This is a genomic window from Aeromonas intestinalis (assembly GCF_054052485.1).
The window spans coordinates 29,325-54,750 of the sequence record NZ_JBSTYK010000021.1; the positions used below are offsets into that span (position 1 = coordinate 29,325).

A 25,426-nucleotide genomic window follows, 5' to 3' on the forward strand; every position below is an offset into this window, starting at 1 on the left:
AAAAGCGGGCGGCTTCTTGTATAATGCCCGCCACAAGGTTCCCGTAGCTCAGCAGGATAGAGCGGTCCCCTCCTAAGGGACAGGCCACTGGTTCGACTCCAGTCGGGAACACCATATAAAGCAAGGGGTTGGCATCATCAGATGCCAACCCCTTGGTCGTTTTGGACAAGTGCCACGGACCATCCCTTGGCGTCTTCCAGCAAGAGGAATGCGCGGCCTGAAGTGCCAGTGCAAACCTCGCTGACAGGAGCACCGCGATACGCTCGCGGCGTCCTCTTATCTCCCGGCATCATTCACCGCGCTCTCAGCGCATTACCTTCCGGCCATATGCGTTGGCGCAATGACGACATTGCAATCAACAGGCGAGCATTTGCCCTTTTCATTAATCCTGAAAATAATCGTCGATATATTTCAATACCGGGTTATTGCACCGGTAAAAATAATGATTTCGTTATTTTCGTCACCCACCATGAAATAACAATCCGTTTCAGCTTCGCTCATGTTTCTCAATCTGTTGATCCTGAATGATCTTGAGCAGGGATGGCAGAAAATCACGCTGCTGGTAATTGTCTTTATTCCAGAGCCCCCCCTTCATCAGTGCCTTGGGGCAATGGAATAACAGGGTATCGATAGAGACCTTGATAACCAGCTTGGGCACAGTCTTGCCATCCAGGCATATTTCACGGCTCGCTTCATCGGCATGAATGGATGCCGTCCCCCGAATTCTGACGACATCTTCGATGCCTGGCACCACAAACAACAGGCCGACTTTCGGGTTTTCGAGCAAATTGGTCAGCGTATCCAGACGGTTATTTCCCGGACTGTCGGGAAAGCCCAGAGTCTTGTCATCGAATACCTTCACAAACCCCGCATCGCCCCCCCGGGGGGACAAGTCCAGAAAGCCCTCTTTCGTGTGGGAAGCCAGAAAGAACAGGGTGCTGTTCTCGATGAATGTCCGGGTATGTTGATCGATATGGTGAAGGTCTTTCGCCACCGCCAACGGCGCCGGCAGGCTGTAAAGTTCCCTCAGTTGTTCCAGTGTGGTTATCTGACTCATCACATGCATTCTCTTTGGTTATCGGTCATGAACTATTTGTAAATGACACTGACTTTCGGCTCACTTCTAACTGCTAATGGTTTCCATTATCATAATCGCGCTCATGATAACGAGCCCCCAGCCACCCCTGCAATCAAATAGTGATTCGATTGAGTAGAAGCAAAACTGATGTTTAATGTTAAAGCGATTGTCATCACCCTTGTATTGGCACTGACCAGCACCCTGTGTCTGGCTGAAAATAATGTCAGTTATCCCATCACCATTACTCATGCCTTTGGCACCACTGTGATACCGAAAAAGCCACAACGGGTGGCGACGGTGGCCTGGGCCAATCATGAAGTTCCGCTGGCGCTGGGTATTGTGCCGGTGGGGTTTGCGGCCGCGAAATTTGGCGATGATGACGGGGATGGCGTATTGCCCTGGGTAAAGGCTCAACTGGATTCATTGCATGCCCCCATTCCCAAATTATTCGACGAGGGGGATGGCATCGATTTTGAAGCCGTCGCCGCCACTGAGCCCGACGTGATCCTGGCCGCCTATTCCGGGCTGAGCCGCTCGGACTATGACACCCTGAGCATGATTGCCCCCGTGGTCGCCTACCCCGATGCCCCCTGGGCCACGGATTGGCGCAGCATGATCCGCATCAACAGCCTGGGGCTTGGCATGGTGCAAGAGGGGGAGGATCTGATTGCGCAGATCGAGCAGGATATTGCCCGGCGTCTTGCCAAGTATCCCGAGCTGCACGACAAGACCGCCATGTTCATTACCCACCTCGATCCCACCGATTTGAGCGTGCTGCGCTTCTATACGGCGAACGATTCCCGCGTCAAATTCTTTGCCGATCTGGGTCTCGCCTCCCCTCGCAGCATCGAGGCGCTCAGCCGCTCCGGGCAGTTCTCCGGGGAGGCCAGCATCGAGCAGGTCGATGCCTTCGATGACGTCGACATCTTCGTCACCTATGGCGGCAAGGCCTTGCTCGATCCGCTTTCTGCCAACCCCTTGATGGCCAAGATGCGGGCCGTCAAGCAGGGCTCCATGGTCATGCTGGGTGGCGGGACGCTGGCGACGGCGGCGAATCCGACGCCGTTGTCCATCTCCTGGGTGCTCGACGATTATCTGGAGGCGCTGGCAGCCGCTGCTCGCAAGGTGAAATGAGCGGCATGCCATTGAAGCGCCATGCCTCTTCCGCCCCGCTGCTGAACCGCTCAACCAGCCTGTTGCTGCTGGTGCTGGTACTGCTCATGCTCAGCCTGCTCTCGGTCACCTTCGGCACCCGTGATGTCTCCTGGGCCGAGATCACCGGCGCGCTGCAGGGGCAGATCGATACCGTGGGGGAAGCCGCCGTCGCCATGCGCATTCCCCGTACCCTGCTGGCGGTGATCGTTGGCGCTTCCCTGGGCCTGTCCGGCGCCGTCATGCAGGGGATCACCCGCAATCCGCTGGCGGATCCCGGCATTCTCGGGGTCAACATAGGGGCGGCCTTCTTTGTGGTGATAGGCCTGGCGTGGTTTGGGATCGAGCAGCTGCACAGCTACGTGTGGATGGCCATTCTGGGCTCCGCGGTGACGGCGGCCTTCGTCTACACCATCGGCTCCATGGGCCGGGGCGGAGCCACCCCTCTGAAACTGGCGCTGGCTGGCGCCGCCACCTCCGCCGCCCTCTCCTGCTTTACGCTGGCGGTGGTCCTGCCGCGCAACGACATCGCGGGCGGTGTCCGATCCTGGCAGATAGGCGGGGTCGGCGGGGCCACCTTCGAGGCGATGCAATTCGTGCTGCCTTTCATGCTGGCGGGCCTGGTGATCACCCTGGCGACCGCAAGAAAGTTGAACTCCCTCGCCCTCGGGGATGACTTGGCCGCCGGCCTCGGTGAAAACGTGGCCTGGGCCAGGGGAAGTGCCGGACTCGGTGCCATCCTGCTGTGTGGCGCCGCCACCGCCATCTGTGGCCCCATCGGTTTCGTGGGCCTGGTTGTTCCGCATTTCTGTCGGCTGCTGGTCGGGGTGGATCACCGCTGGCTGCTGCCCTTCTCTGCTCTCGGCGGCGCCAGCCTGCTGGTGCTGTCAGACCTCGTCGGTCGCCTGATCGCCAGGCCCAGCGAATTGGCCGTCGGGGTGGTAACGGCCTTCATCGGTGCCCCCTTCTTCATCTGGGTGGTCCGTCGTCAACGGGTCAGGGAGCTGTGATGAATGAGCGAGTAAACCTGATCCGTCAGGTAAAAGCGGTACGCTTGCAACGATCCCGCCGCTGGATGGGCATCGCCTTCACCCTGTTGCTGCTCTCGGCGGCGGCCTGGTGGCTCACCCTGCTGCTGGGGCAGTCTTACACCCCGCCCTCCGTCGTCTGGCAAGTGCTGACCGGTGAACAGGTGCCAGGGGCCAGCTTCACCGTGGGGCAGCTGCGCCTGCCCCGCGCGCTGATCTCCCTGCTGGTGGGGATGAGCTTTGGCCTGGCCGGGGTCGTGTTTCAAACCATGCTGCGCAACCCGCTGGCCAGCCCGGATATCGTCGGCGTCTCATCGGGTGCCAGCGCCGCCGCCGTCTTTGCCATCGTGATACTCAAGATGGATGGATCCTCCATCGCACTCTTTTCCATCGCGGCCGGATTGGCGGTGGCCCTGTCGGTATACGGGCTCTCCTACTGCAACGGGGTCGCCGGCACCCGCCTTATCCTCATCGGCATTGGCGTATCGGCGATGATCGAAAGCTTCATCGCCTATCTGCTCTCCCAGGCCAACTCCTGGGATCTGCAGGAGGCGATGCGCTGGCTGGCGGGGAGCGTCAACTCGGTCCAGCTCCATCAGGCCTTGCCCCTGCTGTGCTCCCTTGCCGTCTTTGGCGGTCTGTTGCTGCATCGCGGCAAAGATATTGAAGCCTTGCGGCTGGGGGAGGACACGGCCGCGGCCTTGGGGGTGAATATCGGGCTGACACGTCTCGTGGTGATGATCTGCGCCGTCGGACTGATTGCCGTCGCGACGGCGGTAACCGGCCCCATCGCCTTCGTCGCCTTCCTGTCCGGCCCGATTGCGGCACGCATCGTCGGCACGAACGGCTCTCTATTCATTCCGGCGGCCCTGGTGGGCGCCAGCCTGGTGTTGGCTGGGGACTACATCGGCCAGTTCTTGTTGCCAAGCCGTTATCCCGTTGGTGTCGTCACCGGGGCCCTGGGGGCGCCGTACCTCATCTATCTCATCATCCGTGTCAATCGTAAAGGGGGTGCGCTGTGACCATCGCTCATCGCATGGTGGTTGAGCAGTTGTCTGCTGGCTACGGTGAAAAAACCATCCTGCAGGATGTGAATCTCGACATCATGCCAGGCAAGATCACCGCCATTGTCGGGGCCAATGCCTGTGGCAAATCGACGCTGCTGCGTACCCTGTCCCGCTTGCTGGCCCCGACCCGGGGGCAGGTTCTGCTGGACGGGAAATCGGTCCATCACACCCCGACCCGCATGCTGGCCCGCACCCTGGGACTCTTGCCGCAATCTCCCATCGCACCCGAGGGGATCACGGTCGGGGATCTGGTGGGACGAGGGCGCCACCCCCACCATCAGTTCATGTCCCGCTGGAGCAGCCGGGATGATGAAGCCGTGGCCAACGCCCTGGCGCTGACCAAGACCGCAGATCTTATCGACCGGGACGTGGATCAGCTGTCAGGAGGGCAGCGCCAGCGGGTATGGATTGCGATGGCCCTGGCCCAGGAGACGGACATCTTGCTGCTCGACGAGCCGACCACCTTCCTGGATGTCACCCACCAGATAGACGTGCTGGATCTGCTGGTCGATCTGAATCTGCAGCGCGGCGTCACCATAGTGATGGTGCTGCATGATCTCAATCTGGCAGCACGTTATGCGGATTATTTACTGGCGATGAAGAATGGCCAGGTTCACATCCATGGCGAGCCGCCAAAGGTGTTCACCAGAGAGATGATCCAGACGGTTTTCGGCTTGAATAGCCATATTATTCAAGATCCGATCTCGCATATTCCCATGATGATCCCGATCGGACGCCACAAGCAGAATACATCCCTGTAAACATCGCAAAATAATGCCCATCGCAACACGATGGGCATTATTTATTCATGCTGAGACAGGAGTTCGAGAAAGGTGCTGAGTGCAGGGTTGTCGGAGGTGTGTTTATAAATGAAGTGCAGTGGTGTCGTCTGGGGCAGAATATCCAGGGAGGTATAGCGGATCATTTTTGATTGACGACTGAGGTGGCGTTCATTGACGATGGCGACGCCATTGCCAGAGGCAACCAATCCCAGCATGGTGCCTTCACCGTGCGCCCATTGGGTAACTTCCGGCCGCCATTCCATCTCCTGGAATAATGCCTCTTGCCAGTCGTAGTAATTGGGATCCGTGGTTCTGGGCAGACGAACGGCAGAGAACTGATTCAACTCTTCGACCGTGATGGAACACGGAATATGAATATCCCAACTGGCCGGGTAGGCAAGCACGAGTTTATCTTGTGCGATCGGTTGCACCACATATTCAGAGGGGAGTTCAGGGAAGTGATACAAGAAGGCGCCGTCTATCTGGTCCAGCTCTAGGCGTTTTAGCAACACCATGGGCGTATCCGAGTAGACTTCCAGTTCGACCTCGATATTGGTGTGGTGAAACTGGTTAACACATTGTGTGACTTCGCCTTCCCATAATACGAAATCCGGCGCACCCAGTGTGAGCGAACCATATTCCGTATGGGTAAACTGGCGCATTCTCTCATTGGCATCGTCAATTTGACGAATGATGGCCCCCAGTTCCTTCTGATAGACCTTTCCCGCCCTGTTTAAACGCAGCCCTCTCGGCAGGCGATCAAACAGTTGCACACCCAATTCGGATTCCAGTTCTTTTATCTTTCTTGAGATGGCAGGTTGAGTGACGTGAACCCTTTGGGCAGCTGAACGGATATTTTGCGTTTCAGCAACGGCCAGAAAGTACTTCAGCTGACGTAATTCCACTCGACTTCTTTCCCTGTCGGCATCAATCGATGTTTATATATTAATTTAATTTGTTGCAAATGACAAGTATTATCATTTGCGTTATCACAACGTTAAAAGCTTGTCAAACGGAACCGGACAGAATGAATAATACTAGCAGTGGCACTCTCTCACCTATAAATCGCTATAAAATCAAATACCTGTGGTTATGTTGCGCCTCTGCGCTGACTTGCTCAGGATTTACCTACGCGGAGGACAAGGTCGACGATCAGCAAACCGAGGCCTATCGCATCAACACCATCACTGTCTATGGCCAGCCGGTATCGGACGATAGTGAGACGACCGTCTCCAAGGAGCTGTGGGTGGGCGGCAAGGTCGCTACCAGCGTGCTGGATACGCCGGCCCTCGTCTCCGTGATCACCGAGAAAGAGATCAACCAGCGCAACGCCACCACCACGGAAGAGGTGTTGCAGTATTCCCCCGGCCTGGTCACCGACTACTATGGCTCGGATGATCGCAACGACTACTTCACCATCCGTGGCTTCCAGGCCACCACCTATCGCGATGGCCTGACCCTGGGATCCATGCGTGGCGTGCGTGAAGATCCATACGCCTATGAACGCGTGGAAGTGATCCGCGGCGCCAACTCGACCCTGTTTGGCCCGGCCGATCCGGGTGGTTCGGTCAACTTCGTGAGCAAGCGCCCCAAGTTCAAGCGCTTCGGTGACAGCTACATCTCCTACGGCTCGTTTGACAGCAAAGAGATCGGGGTCGATTTTGGCGACACCCTGAACGAAGACAAGACCCTGGCCTACCGCTTCACCACCAAGCTGAAGAAGGGGGAGCTCGAATACGATCATTCGAAAGATGACTCCCAGCTGGTGATGGGCAGCCTGACCTGGCAGCCCTCCGCGGATACCACGGCCAGCCTGATCATCGACTACCTCGGCCGGGACTCCACCCCGAACAGCGGCGGATATCCTCTGGATAAAGAGTATGATCGCAGCAGTTTCTATGGCGAACCTGACTACAACAAGCACGATGTAGAGCGGACCAACGTCAGTGCCCAGCTCACCCACTATTTCTCCAGCGATCTCAAGCTGAGCGCCAACCTGCGTTACAGCGATCTGAAGGACAACTTCGGGTATATCTACCTCTACGACTTCGTCGGTCGTACCGGCAGTGACGTCTCCCGCTACTACTTCGGTACCGACACCTCGTCCAACGAGCTGATCGGCAACACCATGCTGCAATACGATGCAAACTTCGGCCGCATCGACAGCAGCACCCTGATCGGGCTGGAATACCGCGATGCCTCGAGCAAGGATCAGTCCGTCTATGGCTCGGCCAGCCCCATCAACATCGACAATCCGGTCTACAGCGGTGTCCCCGTCATCGGTGCCCCCTACAGCAAGAACGATCAGGACTACCAGACCACCTCGGCATTCTTGCAGCAGAACCTCTCGCTGGACGATCGCTATATCCTGACCCTGGGTGCCCGTCATGACTACATGGACTTGTCGAGCCGCGACATCAGCGACGTGGAAACCAGCGATGACTTCTCCGAGACCTCGCTGCGGGCGGCCCTGACCTACAAGCTGACCCAGGAGTGGTCCACCTATGTCAGCCAGGTTGAATCCGTTGCCCCGCCCGCCATCGGCGTCAAACCCGAGCGCGGCGAGCAGCTTGAATTGGGGGTGAAATACGCGCCCGAGTCGGTCAACGCCCTGTTCTCTGCCGCCATCTACGACCTGAACAAGAAAGATGTCACCATGGCCATCGTTCAGGACAACGGCACCATAGAGCGGGAAACCGTCGGTGAAACCCGGGTCAGAGGCTTTGATCTGGAGATGAAGGCGGAAGTGGCCAAGAACTTCAACCTGACGGGCGGCTACTCCTACATGAAGTCCGAGGTCGTGCGCGGCTCCACGCGCTCCGGCGCGTCCCTGGAAGGTAATGAGTTCGCCAGCACGCCGAACCACTCCGCGTCCTTGTGGGGCTACTACACCCTGCCCATCGAGACGATGGATGTCGGCCTGGGTGCCCGCTATGTTGGCAGCTATTACTTCGACCCGGACAATACTGCCAAGAGTGAAGCCGCCACCCTGCTGGATGCCGCCTTCGCCTACCGCATCACCAAGGATGCCAACCTGTCGTTCAATGTCTCCAACCTGACCGACAAGCAGTACGTGGTCGGCTCGGCAACCGCCAACTACTACAACCCGGGCCGCGCGTTCAACGCAGCAATCAATTACGCCTGGTAAGTCGTGATACCCCCTAAAGAGCCGCCATCGCGGCTCTTTTTTTTATGGGTGTCCTGCAACCCCGGCAGCGTCACTCCGTCTGCAGAGTCCGCCAGAATGAGCGCAGCCATTGCGATGCCCCTCCCTGACCATGCCGCCCGGCACAGACAAGACGCACGGGGCAATCTGTGATCCCGGCCGCTTTGGCTCCACCTGTGGCTATGATGGCCCGCATCCTCATGTACACTCAGAAAATCGGTCGCCGATACCGGTGGCCAGACGTCATGGCATCGCTGCAAGAGAAGGACATCATGGGCAACAAGAAGAAAACCAAGGCAGAACAGGCGGCGCCGACGCCAGAGATCAAACCCCTTGGCACCAAGGAGTACGAAAAAGAGCTGCGCCGCCTGCACGTGGAGCTGGTGAAGCTGCAACGCTGGGTCGTCCACAAGGGGCTCAAGGTCTGCATCGTGTTCGAGGGGCGCGACGGGGCCGGCAAGGGGGGCGTCATCAAGGCCATCACCGAGCGGGTCAGCCCACGGGTATTTCGGGTGGTCGCCCTGCCTGCCCCCACGGAGCGGGAAAAGAGCCAGCTCTACATGCAGCGCTATGTCCCCTTGCTGCCCGCCGCCGGCGAGATAGTCATCTTCGATCGCAGCTGGTACAACCGGGCCGGGGTGGAGCGGATCATGGGCTTTTGCACCCCGGAGGCGAGCGACAAGTTTCTGGCCAGCACCCCGCAGATGGAGTGGTCCATGGTCGATGCGGGCATCATCTTGCTGAAATACTGGCTGGAGGTCACGCCAGAGGAGCAGGAGCGTCGCCTGCGGGACAGGATCGACGACGGCCGCAAGATCTGGAAACTCTCCCCCATGGACATCAAATCCTTCGACCGCTGGGATGACTACACGGAGGCGCGGGACGCCATGTTCGCCGCCACCGACACCACCTGGGCTCCCTGGTTCGTGGCCCACTCGGAGGACAAGAAGAAGGTGCGTCTCAACATCATCTCCCACCTGCTGGCCCACATCCCCTACGAGGAGCTGCCGGTGGATCACGTCAAGCTGCCCAAGCGCAAGATTGGCAAGGCCAAGCCCACCGATCACCCCTTCCGCTACGTGCCGGAACTGTTCTGATCCCCAGCCAGCCCCTGCCCGTGCAGGGGCTGGCCACATCCTGTGTCGCCCCTTTCCCTCTACACTTCAGCCATGCCGATGTTGACCACGCCAGGATCTTGAGAGGAGGTATCCCTTTGTTTTCACTCTCTGTTCGACTGCTTGCCCTGCTGCTGATCTGCCTCGCCACTCCGTTGCGGGCCCTGACCCTGACACCGATCGCAACCGATCTTGCCCATCCCTGGGGACTGGCCTTCCTGCCGGATGGCGAGATGCTGGTGAGCGAGCGGCCCGGTCGCTTGCTGCGCATCGATGCCAAGGGAGAGCGCCATCCGATCGCCGGCCTGCCGCCCATCGCCAGTCAGGGTCAGGGAGGCTTGCTGGATCTCGCCCTGGATGGAGATGGCTGGCTCTATCTCAGTTACAGCGAGCCCGGTGACGGAGGGGCCGGCACCGCCGTGGCCCGCGCCCGCCTGCAAAAAGATGCGCTCGTAGACTGGCAACTACTGTTTCGCCAGCAACCCAAGGTAGCCGGCGGTGCTCACTTCGGCTCCCGGCTGGTGCTGATGGATGATTACCTCTTCATCACCCTGGGCGATCGCTACACAGAGCGAGAGCGGGCCCAGAGCCTCGACAACCATCTCGGCAAGACAGTGCGCCTCCACAGGGACGGCCGGGTGCCGGACGACAATCCCTTCGTCAAGGCGGCCGGGGCCCTGCCCGAGATCTGGAGCCTGGGTCATCGCAACATGCAGGGGGCCGCCCTGCGCCCCGGCAGCCAGCAGTTCTGGACTCACGAGCATGGCCCCCAGGGGGGCGACGAGATAAACCTCATCCAGCCCGGCCACAACTACGGCTGGCCCAAGGTCACCTTCGGCGAGGAGTACGGGGGCGGCAAGATTGGCACGGGCCAGAGTGCCCCCGGCATGACGGCGCCGCTGTGGATCTGGGTGCCTTCCATCGCCCCCTCCGGCATGACCTTTTATCAGGGGACGCTATTCAAGGAGTGGCAGGGGGATCTCTTCGTCGGTGCCCTGCGCGGCCAGGCCCTGGTGAGGCTCAGTTTGGAGGGGGACAAGGTCGTCTCGCAGGAGCGCCTGCTCACCGATCTGGGGGAGCGGATCCGCACCGTCAAGGAGGGGCCTGACGGCGCCCTCTATCTGCTGACCGACTCGGGCAAGGGGCGCCTGCTGCGGCTGACCCCCTGATCTGGATGAGAACGCTGGCCAAGAGCCGCAAGGAGGAATCATGAACAAGCGTCGACACCTGCTGGTACTGTGCGCCAGCCTCTGGTTGCTGGGCTGCAACACCATTCACGGCATGGGTCGGGATGTGGAGCGGGCCGGGGAAGTCATTCAGGGATCGGCCAAGCTGGCGGACGAAACGGCCCGCTGAGCAGCGGCAGATCCCGACCCTCAGTCCGTGCCGGCCGCCGCCATGGTGAGGGGGGCCATGGTCAGCTTGACCCCGTGCTGGGCCAGCAGCTCCCGGGCGCTGTCGGGCAGTTGATCGTCGGTGATCACCTGATCGATGGCATCCCAGCCCACCACGTTGAAGGTCCCCACCTTGCCATATTTGGACGAGTCGCAGATGAGGATGCGGCTCGCCGCCGACTCCACCACCGCCCGCTTCACCGGCACCTTCTGCTCGCTCGGGGTGGAGATCCCCTGCCCGTCCCAAGAGGAAGAGGAGAGGAAGGCCACGTCCAGGTGCAGGTTGCGCAGGAAGTGGGCGGTCGCCTCACCGGCGCAGGACTGGTTGTCACGAATGACCTGACCGCCGGTGTGATAGAGCCGGCAACGGCCGTGCTCGATGAGATAGGCGCAGACCATGAAGTCGTTGGTCACCACCATGAGATCTTCTCGCAGCGCCAGCTCGCGCGCCAGCTCCAGGGAGGTGGTCCCCGCATCCAGATAGACGGTGCAGCCCTCCGCCACCTGGGCCGCCGCCAGCCGGGCAATGGCGAGCTTGGCTCCCTGCATCAGGCTGCGCTTGGTGGCATGGGAGGGCTCGCTCTTGATCCGCTGGGAGAGGCTGACCCCTCCCGACACCGAAAGCACCCGCCCCATCTGCTCCAGTTTCTGGATGTCCCGCCTGATGGTCATGTGGGAGACCTGCAGCAGGTCGGTCAGTTCCACTATGCTGACCACACCGCGCTCTGCCAGCAGGTGCAGGATCTGTTGCTGTCGCTCTACGGGTATCATGGGGTTCACACCTTGGGAAAAGAGGGGGGCATTCTACCCCAGTGACATGGGAAAAAATGATAAATAAGCTCGAAGCGACTCACAAATCACATTTATTCACATAAAACTGCGACCCATACAAATCCAACCTCAACGAAATAACAAAAATTAACACCATAATAGTTAATTTTTGTGACAACCGCCTGATATTTCATCGCTACAAGCCTCTACTATCGGCTCATCAGTCGTAACCGAGGAATCACAAGATGAGCACTCCCTTCCACGTCGCCGTTATCGGCCTGGGTGCCATGGGCATGGGCGCCGCCCGTTCCTGCCTGCGGGCCGGGCTCACCACCTATGGCATCGATCTCAGTGAATCGGCCCGCAGCCAGCTGCAGCAAGCCGGGGCCGCCGCCGTCATGGCCGACGCCAGACCGCTGGCCGAGGTGCTGGACGCCGTCCTGCTGCTGGTGGTCAACGCCGCCCAGGTGCGCCGCATCCTGCTGGGAGAGGAAGGGCTGGCCCCTCATCTCAAACCGGGCACCGCCGTCATGATCTCCTCCACCATATCGGCGGCGGATGCGGCTTCCCTCGCCGACGAGCTGGGGCAGCTTGGGCTGCTGATGCTGGATGCCCCCGTTTCCGGCGGCGCCATCAAGGCCGATGCGGGGGAGATGACCGTCATGGCGGCGGGCGCCGAGGCGGCCTTTGACAAGCTGGCCCCGGTGCTGGACGCGGTCGCAGGCCGGGTCTACCGGGTCGGCAGCGAACCCGGCCAGGGCAGCACGGTGAAGATCATTCACCAACTGCTGGCCGGGGTGCACATCGCCGTGGCCGCCGAGGCCATGGCGCTGGCGAGCAAGGCGGGCATCTCTTTGGACCTCATGTATGACGTGGTCACCCACGCCGCCGGCAACTCCTGGATGTTCGAAAACCGCATGCCTCGCGTGCTGACCGGCGACTACCAGGCCCGCTCCGCGGTGGACATCTTCGTCAAGGATCTCAACCTGGTGGCGGACACGGCCAAGGCGCTGCACTTCCCGTTGCCGCTGGCCAGCACGGCGCTGAACATGTTCCTCGCCGCCAGCAACGCCGGTCACGGCCAGGAGGACGACAGCGCCGTCATCAAGACGTTCTCCGGCATCCAGCTGCCGGGACAGGGGGAAACACCATGAAACTCGGGGTTATTGCAGACGATTTCACCGGCGCTACCGATATAGCAGGATTTTTGGTTGAGAACGGTCTCTCTACCCTGCAGCTCGCAGGCGTCCCGGAAGAGCATGATCTGCCCGAGGTGGATGCCATCGTCATCAGCCTCAAGAGTCGCTCCTGCCCGGTAGACGAGGCGGTGCGCGACTCCCTGGCGGCGCTGGCGTGGCTCAAGGCCCGCGGCTGCCCGCGCATCTACCAGAAATATTGCTCCACCTTCGACAGCACGGCCCAGGGCAACATAGGCCCGGTCACCGACGCCCTGCTGGCGGCTCTTGGCAGTGACTTCACCCTGATCTGCCCGGCCCTGCCGGTCAACGGTCGCACCGTCTATCAGGGCAACCTGTTCGTGGGATCCCAGCCGCTCGACGAATCCGGCATGCGCCACCACCCCATCACCCCCATGCAGGACAGCAACCTGTTGCGGCTGATGGAGTCCCAGGCCGCTGGCCGCGCCGGTCTGGTCCCCTTCGCCACCATAGCGCAGGGTGCCGAGGCCATCACCAGCGCCTTCGAGCAACTGCAGACCGAGGGGGTGCGCTACGCCGTGGTGGATACCCTGACGGAACAGCACCTGCTGGATATCGCCAGCGCCAGCCTGACGCTGCCGCTGCTCACCGGCGGCTCCGGTCTCGCCATCGGCATGGCCCGCGCCCTCAGCCGTGGCGATCTGCAGGGGGCCCGTGAGGCGGGTTGGCCCCGCGCCACACGGGCCGTGGTGCTGTCGGGCTCCTGCTCCGAGATGACCAACCGCCAGGTGGCCCGTTACCGCGAGCTGGCCCCTGCTCTCGCGCTGGACGTGGATGCCTGCCTCGGCCACCCGGATTATCCCGAGGAGCTCGCCCGCTGGGTGCTGGCGCAGCCCGCCGCCCCCGCGCCCATGATCTATGCCACCACCAGCCCGGCCGATCTTGCCCGTATCCAGCAGAGCCACGGCCAGCAGGCGGCAAGCGAGGCGGTGGAGCACTGCTTCGCCCGGCTCGCCCAGTTGCTGCGCGGCGCCGGGGTGGATGGCTTCATCATCGCCGGTGGCGAGACCTCGAGCCGCATCACCCAGGCCCTCGCGGTCAAGGCATTCCACATCGGCCCGCAAATTGCCCCCGGGGTGCCCTGGGTGCGCGCCACGGATGCCCCCCTGTCGCTCGCCCTCAAGTCAGGCAACTTCGGCGATGAGGCGTTCTTCACCAAGGCACAGGAGTTCTTTCATGACTGAGCAAGCCTTGCGCGACACCATGGTGATGCTGGGAGCCTCCCTCTTCCAGCGTGGTTACGCCACCGGCGGAGCGGGCAACCTCTCGGCCCTGCTGCCGGATGGCACCCTGATCGCCACCCCCACCGGCTCCTGCCTCGGTCGCCTGAGCGCCGAGCGCCTCTCCCGGGTCAGCCTGCAGGGGGAGCACCTGGATGGGGATCGGCCCTCCAAGGAGGTGGCGTTCCACCTGGCGCTTTATCACAACAATCCGGCGTGCCGGGCCGTGGTGCATCTGCACAGCACCTATCTCACCGCCCTCTCCTGCCTGGACGGGCTGGATCCGGCCAACGTCATCCGCCCCTTCACCCCCTACTACGTGATGCGGGTCGGCCAGCTGCCGCTCATCCCCTACTACAAGCCGGGGGATGCCCGCATCGCCCTGGAGCTGGGACAGCGGGCGCAAGATGGCAAGGCCTTCCTGCTCGCCAACCACGGTCCCGTGGTGACAGGGCACGATCTCATCGATGCGGTCAACAACATGGAGGAGCTGGAGGAGACGGCCCGTCTCGCCCTGCTGCTGCACGGCCAGTCCATCCGTTATCTGAGCGAACACGAAATCGATGAACTCCGGAGGATGAAACCATGAGCAGACCCTGCTGTGCCCCTCTGACCCGATATGACAACACCGCATTGAGGAACATCATGCCATGAGCAAATTTGCTGCCAATCTCACCATGCTGTTTACCGAGGTCCCCTTCCTCGAGCGTTTCGCCGAGGCGCGCCGCGCCGGCTTCGAGGCGGTGGAGTTCCTCTTCCCCTACGACTGGCCCGCCGCCGAACTGGGCCGCCAGCTGCGCGAGCAGGGGCTCTCCCAGGCGCTGTTCAACATGCCGCCGGGCAACTGGGGCGCGGGGGAGCGCGGCATGGCCGCCATCCCGGGTCGGGAGGCGGAGTTTCGCGCCCACCTGCCCATGGTGCGGGACTACGCCCTGGCGCTCGGCTGCAAGAAGGTGCACGCCATGAGCGGCATCGTCGACCCGGCCCATAGCCTGGCGGCCCACCGCCAGACCCTGGTCGACAACATCCGCTTCGCCGCCGACTACCTGGCGGTCGATGGCATCCGCGTGCTGCTCGAGCCCCTGAACGACAGGGACGTGCCAGGCTACTTCCTGGCCCACCAACTCGATGCCCTGGCCCTGGTGCAGGAGATAGACAGACCCAACGTGGCGGTCCAGCTCGATCTCTATCACGCCCAGATCATGGATGGGGATCTCACCCGCCTCATCGGCAAGCTGGGCCCGGCCATCGGCCATGTCCAGATAGCCTCGGTGCCGGATCGTCACGAGCCGGACGAGGGGGAAATCGCCTACCCCCATCTGTTCGAGGCACTGGCCGAGGCCGGCTACCACGACTGGATAGGCTGCGAATACAACCCCAGAGCCGGCACCCGTGAAGGGCTCGGCTGGCTGACCCAACAATAAAAAAACACAACCTACACACGAACGAGTCTGAGGATAACGAGATGCAAATCATCATCACCGGCGGTGGTGGCTTCCTGGGCCAGAAACTGGCCAAAGCCCTGCTGAAAAGCACACACCCCTTCACCGAACTGCTGCTGGTGGATATCCAGCTGCCCCAGGCACCACTCCCGGATGCCAGGGTGCGCTGCCTGCAGGCGGATCTCACCGCCCCCGGCGTGGCCGAGTCCCTCATCGGCGAGCAGACCGCCATCGTCTATCACCTGGCGGCCATCGTCAGCAGCCATGCGGAGCAGGACTTCGATCTCGGCTGGAAGGTAAACCTGGACACCACCCGCACCCTGCTGGAGGCCTGCCGTCATACCAAGCCCGGCATCCGCTTCATCTTCACCAGCTCGCTGGCGGTCTACGGCGGCCGCCTGCCGGCCCTGGTGGACGACGGCACAGCGCTGACCCCGACCTCCTCCTATGGTGCCCAGAAGGCCATGGGGGAACTCCTGGTCAACGACTACAGCCGCAAGGGCTATGTGGACGGCCTGGTACTGCGCCTGCCCACCATCTGCGTGCGGCCGGGCAAGCCGAACCGGGCCGCCTCCTCCTTTGTCAGCAGCATCATCCGCGAGCCCCTGCAAGGGGAGCAGGCCATCTGCCCGGTGAGCACGGATCTGCGGCTCTGGCTGTCGAGCCCGGCCACCGTGGTCGCGAATTTCCTGCTGGCGGCCAACCTGCCTGCCACCGGTGACTGGCGCAGCGTCAACCTGCCCGGCATCAGCGTGACCGTCAGCGAGATGCTGGAGGCCCTCGGCCGTACGGGTGGCGCCGCGGCCAGGGAGCGAGTGCAATTTGCCGCCGATCCCGCGGTAGAGCGCATCGTCGCCAGCTGGCCCGGCCGCATCGACAACCAGCGGGCCCATGCCCTCGGCTTCACGGCAGACAGGACGTTTGCCGACATCATCGACAGTTTCATCACCCATGACATGCAGGAGGCATCATGAGCGACATCCCAACCCCCATCATCGGCCTTATCATCGCCGTATTCGTACTGGTCTTCCTGGTGGTTCGCACCCGGGTACACGCCCTGATCGCCATGCTGGCGGCGGCCTGTATCGCCGGCATCACGGGCGGCATGAGCATCGACAAGACCCTCACCGTCATCACCCAGGGCTTTGGCTCCACCCTTGGCAGCATAGGTATCGTCATCGGCCTCGGGGTCATGATGGGCCGTCTGCTGGAGGTCTCCGGCGCAGCCGAGCAGATCGCCTACAGCTTCATCAAGTGGCTGGGCAAACGCCGTGAAGAGTGGGCGCTGGCCATCACCGGCTACATCGTCAGCATCCCCATCTTCGTGGATTCCGCCTTCGTCATCCTCTACCCGGTCGCCAAGGCCCTGGCGAAAAGCGGCAAGCGCTCCCTGCTCACCCTCGGCGTGGCCCTCGCAGGCGGCCTGGTGGTGACCCACCACACGGTGCCGCCGACCCCGGGGCCGCTCGGCGTCGCCGGTCTGTTTGGCGTGGACATCGGCGCCATGCTGCTGATGGGCATGGCACTGGCCATCCCCTGCGTGCTCGGCATCGTCTTCTATGCCCAGTGGCTGGACAAGAAGTACCCCGAGTTTGCCGCCCAGGTCGCCCAGACCCCGGATGAGCTGCAGGTCACATATGAGACCTATCTCAAGGAGAAGGAAGGCAAGAGCCTGCCGAGCCTGACCCTGTCGCTGCTGCCGATCCTGGTGCCGATCGTGCTCATCTTCCTCAAGGCCATCTTCACCACCCTGGCCACCCTGGAAGGCATGGAGAACTTGGCCGCCAACCCGCTGGTGCAGGGCGTCAACTTCATCGGCACCCCCATCATCGCGCTGGCCATCAGCGTGCTGCTGGCGGTCTACACCCTGGTGCCTCACATGGACAGGCACGCCACCGCCGCCCGCCTGGAAGAGGGGCTGCAATCGGCCGGTATCATCCTGCTGGTGACCGGTGCCGGTGGTGCGCTCGGCGCCGTGCTGCGTGACAGCGGCGCAGGCCAGCAACTGGCGGAGCAGATTGCCCAGCTGCCCATATCCCCCATCCTGATCCCCTTCATCGTCGCGACCCTGGTGCGTCTCATCCAGGGGTCCGGCACCGTGGCCATGGTGACGGCGGCCTCCATCTCCGCCCCCATACTGGCCCAGATCCCCGGGGTCAACATGCTGCTGGCGGCCCAGGCGGCCACCATGGGGTCGCTCTTCTTCGGCTACTTCAACGACAGCCTGTTCTGGGTGGTCAACCGCATGATGGGGATCTCGGACGTGAAGCAGCAGATGATCGTCTGGTCCATTCCCACTACCATCGCCTGGGCCATCGGCGGCACCGGCGTCGCCCTGCTGAACCTGATGTTCGGCTCAGGTGGCACCTGGTTTGACCCGGTTCTGCCGCTGCTGGTGCTGGCGCTCATCGTCTGGTACGTCAAGGGCCAATCCCTGGCCCCTGCGGCAAGTGCGGTGGCGAGCCGGGAGTCATAAGGGTTCACTCCACACACCCACTACCCAGCGAGGGCCAGTCTGCTAGACTGGCCCTCTTTTTCATCCACCGACAAAGGAGTGTTGGATGTCTGCTGTTTCCTGGTGGGATAGGTCCACCGCCCTGGCCCTGCTCACCATCTTGCTGTGGGCCTCCCTCGCCGCCCTCACCTCCCGGGTCACCAGCGTCTCCCCCCTGGTGCTGGTGGGGCTGGTGCTGTTCTTCTGCGGCCTGGGGGCCCTGCCCTTCTGGCGCCAATGGCGGGCCAGCGCCCTCAGCTGGCTGGTGACCATCACGGCCCTGCTGCTCTACCACAGCCTGCTGTTCATGAGTTTTCGCCACGCCCCCGTGCTCGAGGCGAACCTCATCAATTACCTCTGGCCACTGTGCATCATCCTGTTCACCCCGCTGCTGCTGCCAGGCCACCCCCTCAAGCCCCAGCATCTGCTGGCGGGGGCGCTGGGTCTCGTCGGCTCGGTGCTGGTGATGGTGGATGGGGAGCTGAAGCTGCAGCAGGCCTATCTCCCCGGTTACCTGCTGGCGCTCGGCGCCGCCATCGTCTGGGGAGCCTACTCCGTGCTCTCCCGCCGCCTGCCTCCCGCCCCCGCCGTGGTCACCGCCGCCGCCTGCCTGCCGGCGGGTCTGCTGGCCCTGCTGCTCGCCTGGGGGCTCGAAGGCCCCTTGCCCCTCGCACAGATCCCCCAGGCAGACTGGCTGCTCATCGCCGGGCTGGCCCTGGGGCCCATGGGGGCGGCCTTCGTCACCTGGTATCTGGCGCTGCGAGACGGGGATCCGCGCCGCATCGGGGCGCTCGCCTACCTGACGCCACTTCTCAGCACCCTGCTGCTGGTGTGGCTCAACGGTGAAGAACTCACGTCCCGTCACCTGCTGGCGGGGAGCCTCATCATGGGGGGCGCCCTGCTCGGCCTGATGGTGAAATCCCCCAAGAGTCAGAGGGTTGTAAAACCCTTGTCATAAAAACGCCATCACTCCTGCTTAAGCTCGCAGCCATTGCGTGGTTCAAGCAGGATGTTGACGTGAAAATTGCCCATTATGCCTCCCTCTCCTCTCTGATATTGCTGCTGGTGGCCGCCACCCAGGCCACCGCCCTGTTCCATGGCTGGCAGCAGCTCAATGACACCGAACAGGATCAACGCCAGCACGAACGGCTCCAGCAGCGATTGAGCGGCCCCCTGCAAGAGGCGCTGCGGGACTATCTCGGCAGCGGTGACCCCCTGCGCCTGACCGAGGCACAAGGGGTACGCAAACAGGCGCTCGGCCAACTGGAACAACAGGATCCCGAGCAGAGTGCCCCGCTACGCACCCTGCTGGAGCAGATGGGCAGCCGCATCGACGGCGACTATCTGGCGGCAGGCAAGCTCTCCGGCAATAGCCAGCTGCTGCTGCAAAATGCCGAGAGCGAGCTGACCGCCCACGCCAAGGCGCTGCTGCGCTACGGCCAGCAAGGCGCGGAGGCGACGGATCCGTCCAGTGCCGATCGCTACCGTCAGGGCGCCGCCGACATCCTGGCGGCCCTGCCTGCCCTGGCTCATCTGCGCCAGAACTACATGGATCAGGCCAGCCCCAAGTTGCTGGAAGGATTGAAGTTCGAACTGGCGGCCCTGCAACGGCAGGCAGACCAACTGGCGGTACTGCCGAGCCTGGAGCTGTTCGAGGAAGCCCCTGCCGACGAATTCACCCTGGGAGAGCCGGTGCGCAAAGAGCTCGGCGATCTCCCGCGCAGCGAACTGGTTTCCCTGCTAAAACGCTACCCCCAGGAGCTGGAGAACAGTCGCAAGGCCCTGCAACAGCAGCAGGAGGCACGCCTGATGGTGCAACAGGACATCAGTCGACTGCTGCAGGAAAGTGACAAACTGGGGGAGCGCCTCTCCGCCCTGCGCCAAGGGGTGAACCGGGAGCTCGCCGTCATTCTCGGCTCCCTGGCGCTCACGCTGGTGGGGGTGGCCCTGCTGTTCGCCTTGGTGCAGCGCCGCTGGTTGGTCAAGCCACTGCTGCAATTGCGCGGCGCCTTCCTGCAACTCGATACCACAGGGGAAGCACAGATGCTGCCCGAGGGGCGGGAGCGCAACGAGCTGGCCGACATAGTGGCGAGTTACAATCGCCTCATCCTGCGTTTGAAACAGGATCAGCAACAGAAGGCAGGGCAACTCTCCTCCGTCTCCCTGAGCCTGCAGGAAATGGTGGATCAGGTGCAGGAGATCCATCACAGCACCCGCACCACAGAACAGGCGGTGGACGAGAGCGACCACATGATGAATGAGCTGAACCAGCTCGCCAGCGAGGTGCACCAGGTCGCCGCCGAGATAGCCCAGCACGCCCAGCACAACGAGCACTCCATGAGCCAGAGCGAGCAGCTGGTCGGCGGCATGCTGGCCGCCACTGCCCAGACCGGACTCGCCATCGACGAGAGCAGTGCGGCCCTGGCCCAGCTCAAGCGTTCGGTGGAGGATGTCACCGCCATCGTCGACGTCATCGGACACATCTCCCAGCAGACCAACCTGCTGGCCCTGAATGCCGCCATCGAGGCCGCCCGCGCCGGTGAGCAGGGGCGCGGCTTTGCCGTGGTGGCCGACGAGGTACGCCACCTCTCCGCCGATACCCAGCGCTCCCTCGGCCAGATCACCGAGATCCTGACAAGCCTGACCCAGGCCGGGGATCAGCTCGCCACCGTGATGACCCGGATCACCAGCGAGGCCGCCGGCCAGCGTCAGCAGGCCGAGCAGTTGCGCCAGACCACATTGACGGTGCGGGAGATGGCCCGCAGCACCGCCGTCATCGCCCTGCAAGGGGCCGACAACGCCAGAAGCCAGGAGCACAGGCTGGCCAGCTTCGCCGCCCTCATCGGCCGCATCAGCCAGCATGCCCGCCAGGGCAGCCAGCTCTCGGTGCAGGTGTCGGAACACATTCACCATCAAGCCCAGCAGATCCCCCGCATCCTGGGACAAGCCTGATCCCTGACGACTGACCCACCATGGCCCCGCCTCCCTGCGGGGCCATCTTTTTTTGCAACACAAAATTATCTGTTATCAGTCGGTTAACAAAGAAAGTTCAGCTTCCTCATCGAGTTTCATCCACGGAAACGGCCAACCCAGCATGAAAGCGTTGTCATTGTTGATATGAGCGGGATCACAGTGTCCACAACAAGGGTCATGATTATTTGCACTCGGTCATATTTTTGAAACTTCGATGGAACTTCATGTTGATATTTCGCACCGCGAACGTACTCTTGTGGTGTCCGGTCGCCAAGGGCCGCACATAAAAAATAAAGATTGTAAATACACAGATACCCCCACTGATGCGCCAAGGCATGCAGGGAGGGGCACAGCACAGACAAACGATTTTTTTGCCCTCCGGGGCCTTGATTGCAATGCCATTACCGAGCGGCGGGCCCGTGCCTGACTGCCGGACAAAAAAAAGCTAAGTCCATAAAATCAGGAGCAATACAAAATGGAAAAAGTGATTTTCAAGCGTGCCGCCTTGAGCGCCGCTGTGGTTGCCGCACTGGCTGCCCCGGGAATGGCCTTCGCCGCCCAGGACACTATGGGTCCGGGTTACGGAAAATCCTATGAGGCGTTTGCCGAAGACGCCAAAGTCACCGGTGGTCTGTTCTACTTCCAGCGCGACCGTGAACGCAAGCAGGCCGGTCCCGGCCAAGATGGCAAATACCACTCCAACCTGAGCCACGCCACTACCCAAGCTGCCCTCAACTTCAACTCCGGTTATGCCTGGGATGTAGTCGGTATCGACGTGGGCGGCTTCGGTGCCTATGACCTGGCCGTCGACGAGAGTAACGGCGTCAACGAAGAGAACGAGTTCTCCTTCTGGGGCAACAAGTGGGGTTCAGGTGGTGACGGTGTTCCCGAGAATGGCTTCAGCCTCTCCACCGCCGCCCTGAAACTGAAATTCTTCGATGGTGCCGTCACCGCCAAGGGTGGCTTCACCCAGCTGTACGTACCCGGCATCCTCGGTGTGAACTGGTCCTATCAACCCGGTACCTACCGTGGTGGCCAGATCGAAGGCAACTTCGGTGGTCTCTACCTGACCTACGCCATCGCCGATGAGTACAAGGCGCCCTGGTTCAAGAATACCGTCGGCTTCTCCAAGAGCAGCCCCTATGCCAGCGACCCCTTCACCGATGCCAACAAGATCGACTACATCCACGGTCTGGCCGCTCGTTACACCTTCGAGGATGGCACCGCGGTCACCGGTGGCTTCGGTCAGTCCGAAGGCTACATGGACAGCTACCACTTCAAGCTGGCTCACAAGTTTGACGTCCTGGGTGGCCTCTCCACCAGCTACCAGTTCTACGGTTCCGACACTGACAACAGCGATTACGATGGTCTGGCATGGCAGCAAGCGCTGACCGCCGCCTGGAACTACGCCCAGTACGGCTTCCGTCTGGAAGGTATGTGGACCAAGGCCGAAGGGGATCTGGGCAACTACCTGCCCCGTCTGACCCGTGGCTACGGCAACTCCCAGGGCGCGAACGAGATCTGGTGGGATTCCCGCTCTGACTGGAACCACAACGACGAGAAGGCCGTGTTCTTCGGCGTGACCCGTACCCTGGATGATCTGGTGGGTGCACCTGGCTGGGCACTCGGTGTCTCCGGCGCCTACGGTTGGGATGCCAACAATGGCGACAAGTCCCTGGAAGGTGGTAAAGAGTGGGCGGCCAACTTCGACGTCATGTACACAGTGCAAGACGGCAAGCTGAAGGGCACCCTGTTCAAGCTGCACTACACCGACTACAACAACGAGCAGGATGACAAGGGCAGCTGGTACTACCCGAACATGTTCAGCTCCGAGCATGACGTCAAGTTCCACATCATCATGCCGTTCACCATCCTGTAATCGGGAACGTGAATTGCTGAAAAACCGGGCCCTTGGGCCCGGTTTTGTTTTTGGGCCGGGCAGGCTACCATGCCCCATCACAGGACTCGACACCGCAAGGATCCCCATGCCCCACCCCTTCGTGCTCATCACTGGCTGCTCAAGCGGCATCGGCCTGTCCGCCGCCAAGGCGCTCGGCGAACAGGGTTTCACCGTCATCGCCTCGGCCCGCCGGGAAGAAGACGTGGCGCGGCTGCAACAGCTGGGATTGCTCGCAGTGCGGCTGGATCTCGCCGATGAAGACAGCATCACCCAGGGGGCGGCCGAGGCGCTGGCCCTGGCTGGTGGTCGCCTTTATGGCCTGTTCAACAACGGGGCCTACGGTCAGCCGGGGGCACTGGAAGATCTGCCCACGGCGGCGCTGAGAGAGCAGTTCAACACCAATCTGTTTGGCTGGCATCAGCTCATTCGCGAAGTGCTGCCCGCCATGCTGGCGGCGGGAGAGGGGCGCATCGTGCAAAACAGCTCGGTGCTCGGTCTGGTAGCCATGAAGTATCGCGGCGCCTACAACGCCAGCAAGTTTGCCCTCGAGGGCTATACCGACACCCTGCGCCTCGAACTCGCCGGCACCGGGGTACAGGTCAGCCTGATAGAACCCGGGCCCATCGACACCCGTTTTCGCGCCAATGCCCGCGCCGCCTTCCTGCGCCACATCGATCCCGACACCAGTCGTCACAGCGCCGCTTACCAGCAGACCCTGAGCCGGCTGGAGCGCGAGGGCGGAGCCCGCGGCTTCACCCTGCCAAGCGAAGCCTGCCTGCCGCCGCTCATCCACGCGCTCACCAGCAAGCGGCCCAAGCACCGCTACCCCGTCACCTTCCCGACCAGGCTGTTCACCGTGCTGCGCCGCCTGCTGCCAAGCCGCTGGCTGGACAGACTCCTGATAAAATCCGCCTGACACAGGGATTGGGCCGATAGCCCGATCCCCCTCATCACTCAGTAGTGCTGACCGTTGCTGTAGTACTGGCTTGGAACTATGGGCAGCACCTGCACCACCACATAGGTCTCCTCCCCGAGCACCGCTTTCAGATGACGGGTGATGAGGGTCGCGGCGGCATCCTGCATCTCCTGGGGCCGTTCGAACCAGACCAGCTCCACGAAGGGGAAACCCGCCTCCGGCTGACCGTTTCGCACCCATTGGCTCGGTACGCACTCCAGGGTGACAAACTCCGGCTTGCCGCCGGTGAGGGCGCAGAGATCCGCCAGCAAGGGCGTGCTGATCCGTTGCAGGGTGTCGACAGAAACTGCCCGAAAACGAAGGTGGGGCATGGGAAACCTCTTGGCTGTGACGAATGAGGACTTATCATAGGGTTTATTGCCATGAAGCCAAGTCACCCGTTCATACAAGGAGCCCCATGAGATTCCATCGACCGCTGTTCTCCTTCCTGGTCTGCCTGCTGCTGCCGCTGCAGGCCCTCGCCGATCCGGCTTTCTATCGCATCGAGAAAGGCAGTGAACAACACTGGCTGCTGGGCTCCATCCACGCGGGCAAGCCCTCCCTCTATCCACTGCCGGATCCCGTGGAGCGGGCCTGGCAACAGAGCCGAGCCCTGGTGATGGAGGTCGACATGACCCATGTCAGCAAGGAGCAGTGGCAGGAGATGGGGGCCATCACCCGGCTTGTCGACGGCAAGACCCTCAAGGATCATCTGCCCATCGACCTCTACCGGCGCACCCTGATCGCCGCCGGTCAAAACGGTCTCAATGAAGCCATCCTGACCCCGCTGCGTCCCTGGTTTGCGGCCATCACCCTGACCCAGGCAGCCCTTGAGCGCACCGGATTCAGCGGGGAATACGGGGTGGATCAGCACTTCGCCAAACGGGCAAGCGAGGGGGGCAAGCCCATCGTCGGCCTGGAGACCCTGCTGGAGCAGCTCGGTTATCTCGCCAGCGTCGGTGACAACCAGACTCTGATGCTGGAGAGCACCCTGGATGAGCTGCCGGAGCTCGAGAAGGGCTTTGGCGAGGTGATGAGCGCCTGGCAAAACGGCGATCAGGCGACCCTGATCAACCTGCTGAAAGAGGAGATGGCACCGCCCAAGCTGCAGGCCTGGCTGGAGCAGACCCTGCTGGCGGAACGCAACCGCAACTGGGTGGCGAAGTGGCCGACCCTGCCAAACGAAAGCTTTATCGTGGTAGGGGCCCTGCATCTTTACGGCGAACAGGGACTGCTGGCCCTGCTGGAGCAGCAAGGCTGGCGCATCACACCCCTCACCGAGCCAACCCTGCCTGCGGTCCAGTAGCCCTCCTCTCGCGGCCTTCCCTCCCCCTGAGTGGGAGGCCGCTCACAAAACCCGCTGCTGATTAAATAACCACGGCGGGACTTGATCGGGATCATCCTACTCCACCCAAAGAGGTATTTATCATGCCTGTCACCAAGGGATGACAGGAGTGGATGTGATGGAATTCTGGATGAACCTGATGTTCGGCAACAGCGTGGGACTGATGTCCATGCTGGTGATTATCGGCACCTTCCTGCTGATCAGCGCCTATGCCGTCTACTTCATCTACAAGGTGATGCACGCCAAGCCACCGACGGAGGAGCAATAGCCTCTTCTCCATGCGGGTGATGCCCCCAACCTGCCAGGCAAAGCGCGACCAGACCCGTG

At 62.0% G+C, this 25,426-nt stretch carries 25 protein-coding genes and 1 tRNA gene; 22 read left to right on the forward strand and 4 right to left on the reverse strand.

Annotation, left to right across the window (positions count from 1 at the left end; genetic code table 11):
• Positions 1–37 precede the first annotated feature (37 nt).
• Both ACW5W7_RS19715 and ACW5W7_RS19720 read left to right on the forward strand, forming a co-directional pair.
• Positions 38–114, forward strand: a tRNA-Arg gene (locus ACW5W7_RS19715).
• Between the two features lie 72 nt (positions 115–186).
• Positions 187–528: a hypothetical protein gene (locus tag ACW5W7_RS19720; protein ID WP_456502797.1), complete on the forward strand. Its 342-nt coding sequence runs from the start codon at positions 187–189 to the stop codon at positions 526–528.
• Here the strand turns inward: ACW5W7_RS19720 and ACW5W7_RS19725 are convergent.
• Positions 488–1,057 (reverse strand): MSMEG_1061 family FMN-dependent PPOX-type flavoprotein, encoded by a 570-nt coding sequence (locus tag ACW5W7_RS19725; RefSeq protein ID WP_456502798.1) that lies wholly within the window; start codon positions 1,055–1,057, stop codon positions 488–490. The genes ACW5W7_RS19720 and ACW5W7_RS19725 overlap by 41 nt on opposite strands.
• Before the next feature lie 168 nt (positions 1,058–1,225).
• On the opposite strand from ACW5W7_RS19725, the gene ACW5W7_RS19730 reads away from it, so the two are divergent.
• Genes ACW5W7_RS19730 through ACW5W7_RS19745 form a run of 4 tightly spaced genes read left to right on the forward strand, consistent with a single transcriptional unit; the run spans position 1,226 to position 5,086 of the window.
• Complete coding sequence (locus ACW5W7_RS19730; protein ID WP_349921281.1) at positions 1,226–2,212, forward strand: iron-siderophore ABC transporter substrate-binding protein; 987 nt, start codon at positions 1,226–1,228, stop codon at positions 2,210–2,212.
• Between the two features lie 5 nt (positions 2,213–2,217).
• Entirely contained in the window at positions 2,218–3,240 is a 1,023-nt protein-coding gene (locus ACW5W7_RS19735) for a FecCD family ABC transporter permease (RefSeq protein WP_349921280.1), read from the forward strand.
• Complete coding sequence (locus tag ACW5W7_RS19740; protein WP_456502799.1) at positions 3,240–4,280, forward strand: FecCD family ABC transporter permease; 1,041 nt, start codon at positions 3,240–3,242, stop codon at positions 4,278–4,280. Before ACW5W7_RS19735 ends, ACW5W7_RS19740 begins: the two co-directional genes overlap by 1 nt.
• Positions 4,277–5,086: an ABC transporter ATP-binding protein gene (locus tag ACW5W7_RS19745; protein WP_319872978.1), complete on the forward strand. Its 810-nt coding sequence runs from the start codon at positions 4,277–4,279 to the stop codon at positions 5,084–5,086. Before ACW5W7_RS19740 ends, ACW5W7_RS19745 begins: the two co-directional genes overlap by 4 nt.
• 41 nt (positions 5,087–5,127) lie before the next feature.
• On the opposite strand, the gene ACW5W7_RS19750 is transcribed toward ACW5W7_RS19745, so the two are convergent.
• On the reverse strand, positions 5,128–6,012 hold the full coding sequence (locus ACW5W7_RS19750; RefSeq protein WP_349921278.1) for a LysR family transcriptional regulator: 885 nt from the start codon (positions 6,010–6,012) through the stop codon (positions 5,128–5,130).
• A gap of 122 nt (positions 6,013–6,134) precedes the next feature.
• On the opposite strand from ACW5W7_RS19750, the gene ACW5W7_RS19755 reads away from it, so the two are divergent.
• The 4 genes from ACW5W7_RS19755 to ACW5W7_RS19770 all read left to right on the forward strand — a co-directional run bounded on the left by ACW5W7_RS19755 (position 6,135) and on the right by ACW5W7_RS19770 (position 10,744).
• Positions 6,135–8,255, forward strand: coding sequence for a TonB-dependent siderophore receptor (locus tag ACW5W7_RS19755; RefSeq protein WP_456502800.1), 2,121 nt, complete (start codon positions 6,135–6,137; stop codon positions 8,253–8,255).
• 290 nt (positions 8,256–8,545) lie between these two features.
• Positions 8,546–9,370, forward strand: coding sequence for a polyphosphate kinase 2 (ppk2, locus tag ACW5W7_RS19760; RefSeq protein ID WP_456502823.1), 825 nt, complete (start codon positions 8,546–8,548; stop codon positions 9,368–9,370).
• Positions 9,371–9,486: 116 nt separating this feature from the next.
• Positions 9,487–10,557, forward strand: coding sequence for a PQQ-dependent sugar dehydrogenase (locus ACW5W7_RS19765; protein WP_456502801.1), 1,071 nt, complete (start codon positions 9,487–9,489; stop codon positions 10,555–10,557).
• Between the two features lie 40 nt (positions 10,558–10,597).
• Positions 10,598–10,744 (forward strand): entericidin A/B family lipoprotein, encoded by a 147-nt coding sequence (locus ACW5W7_RS19770; RefSeq protein ID WP_456502802.1) that lies wholly within the window; start codon positions 10,598–10,600, stop codon positions 10,742–10,744.
• Between the two features lie 20 nt (positions 10,745–10,764).
• Here the strand turns inward: ACW5W7_RS19770 and ACW5W7_RS19775 are convergent, their stop codons facing one another.
• A complete protein-coding gene (locus ACW5W7_RS19775) occupies positions 10,765–11,553 on the reverse strand; it encodes a DeoR/GlpR family DNA-binding transcription regulator (RefSeq protein ID WP_349921272.1) in 789 nt (262 codons plus the stop codon).
• Positions 11,554–11,798: 245 nt separating this feature from the next.
• On the opposite strand from ACW5W7_RS19775, the gene ltnD reads away from it, so the two are divergent.
• From ltnD to ACW5W7_RS19825, 10 genes are all read left to right on the forward strand, one after another.
• Complete coding sequence (gene ltnD, locus ACW5W7_RS19780) at positions 11,799–12,707, forward strand: L-threonate dehydrogenase (protein ID WP_456502803.1); 909 nt, start codon at positions 11,799–11,801, stop codon at positions 12,705–12,707.
• Positions 12,704–13,954, forward strand: a complete 1,251-nt coding sequence (gene otnK / locus ACW5W7_RS19785) for a 3-oxo-tetronate kinase (RefSeq protein ID WP_456502804.1) — start codon at positions 12,704–12,706, stop codon at positions 13,952–13,954. The genes ltnD and otnK overlap by 4 nt, the downstream gene beginning before the upstream one ends.
• Positions 13,947–14,579, forward strand: coding sequence for a 3-oxo-tetronate 4-phosphate decarboxylase (gene otnC, locus ACW5W7_RS19790; RefSeq protein WP_456502805.1), 633 nt, complete (start codon positions 13,947–13,949; stop codon positions 14,577–14,579). Before otnK ends, otnC begins: the two co-directional genes overlap by 8 nt.
• Before the next feature lie 61 nt (positions 14,580–14,640).
• On the forward strand, positions 14,641–15,414 hold the full coding sequence (otnI, locus tag ACW5W7_RS19795) for a 2-oxo-tetronate isomerase (protein WP_456502806.1): 774 nt from the start codon (positions 14,641–14,643) through the stop codon (positions 15,412–15,414).
• 41 nt (positions 15,415–15,455) lie between these two features.
• A complete protein-coding gene (gene denD / locus ACW5W7_RS19800) occupies positions 15,456–16,406 on the forward strand; it encodes a D-erythronate dehydrogenase (protein WP_456502807.1) in 951 nt (316 codons plus the stop codon).
• Complete coding sequence (locus tag ACW5W7_RS19805; protein ID WP_456502808.1) at positions 16,403–17,908, forward strand: GntP family permease; 1,506 nt, start codon at positions 16,403–16,405, stop codon at positions 17,906–17,908. The genes denD and ACW5W7_RS19805 overlap by 4 nt, the downstream gene beginning before the upstream one ends.
• Before the next feature lie 85 nt (positions 17,909–17,993).
• The gene (locus ACW5W7_RS19810) at positions 17,994–18,884 is read left to right on the forward strand and encodes a DMT family transporter (RefSeq protein ID WP_349921265.1); all 891 of its coding nucleotides are present in this window, start codon (positions 17,994–17,996) and stop codon (positions 18,882–18,884) included.
• Positions 18,885–18,943: 59 nt separating this feature from the next.
• Positions 18,944–20,878: a methyl-accepting chemotaxis protein gene (locus ACW5W7_RS19815; protein WP_456502809.1), complete on the forward strand. Its 1,935-nt coding sequence runs from the start codon at positions 18,944–18,946 to the stop codon at positions 20,876–20,878.
• A gap of 496 nt (positions 20,879–21,374) precedes the next feature.
• Positions 21,375–22,778 (forward strand): OprD family outer membrane porin, encoded by a 1,404-nt coding sequence (locus ACW5W7_RS19820; protein WP_456502810.1) that lies wholly within the window; start codon positions 21,375–21,377, stop codon positions 22,776–22,778.
• A 106-nt stretch (positions 22,779–22,884) separates the two neighbouring features.
• Positions 22,885–23,715 carry an SDR family oxidoreductase gene (locus ACW5W7_RS19825; RefSeq protein WP_349921262.1) on the forward strand — a complete coding sequence of 277 codons (831 nt, stop codon included), beginning with the start codon at positions 22,885–22,887 and terminating at the stop codon, positions 23,713–23,715.
• Between the two features lie 38 nt (positions 23,716–23,753).
• On the opposite strand, the gene ACW5W7_RS19830 is transcribed toward ACW5W7_RS19825, so the two are convergent.
• The gene (locus ACW5W7_RS19830) at positions 23,754–24,086 is read right to left on the reverse strand and encodes a DUF1904 family protein (RefSeq protein WP_434666088.1); all 333 of its coding nucleotides are present in this window, start codon (positions 24,084–24,086) and stop codon (positions 23,754–23,756) included.
• 86 nt (positions 24,087–24,172) lie between these two features.
• On the opposite strand from ACW5W7_RS19830, the gene ACW5W7_RS19835 reads away from it, so the two are divergent.
• Entirely contained in the window at positions 24,173–25,060 is an 888-nt protein-coding gene (locus ACW5W7_RS19835; protein WP_434666085.1) for a TraB/GumN family protein, read from the forward strand.
• A gap of 157 nt (positions 25,061–25,217) precedes the next feature.
• Complete coding sequence (locus tag ACW5W7_RS19840) at positions 25,218–25,367, forward strand: DUF3149 domain-containing protein (protein WP_434666082.1); 150 nt, start codon at positions 25,218–25,220, stop codon at positions 25,365–25,367.
• Positions 25,368–25,426 lie beyond the last annotated feature (59 nt).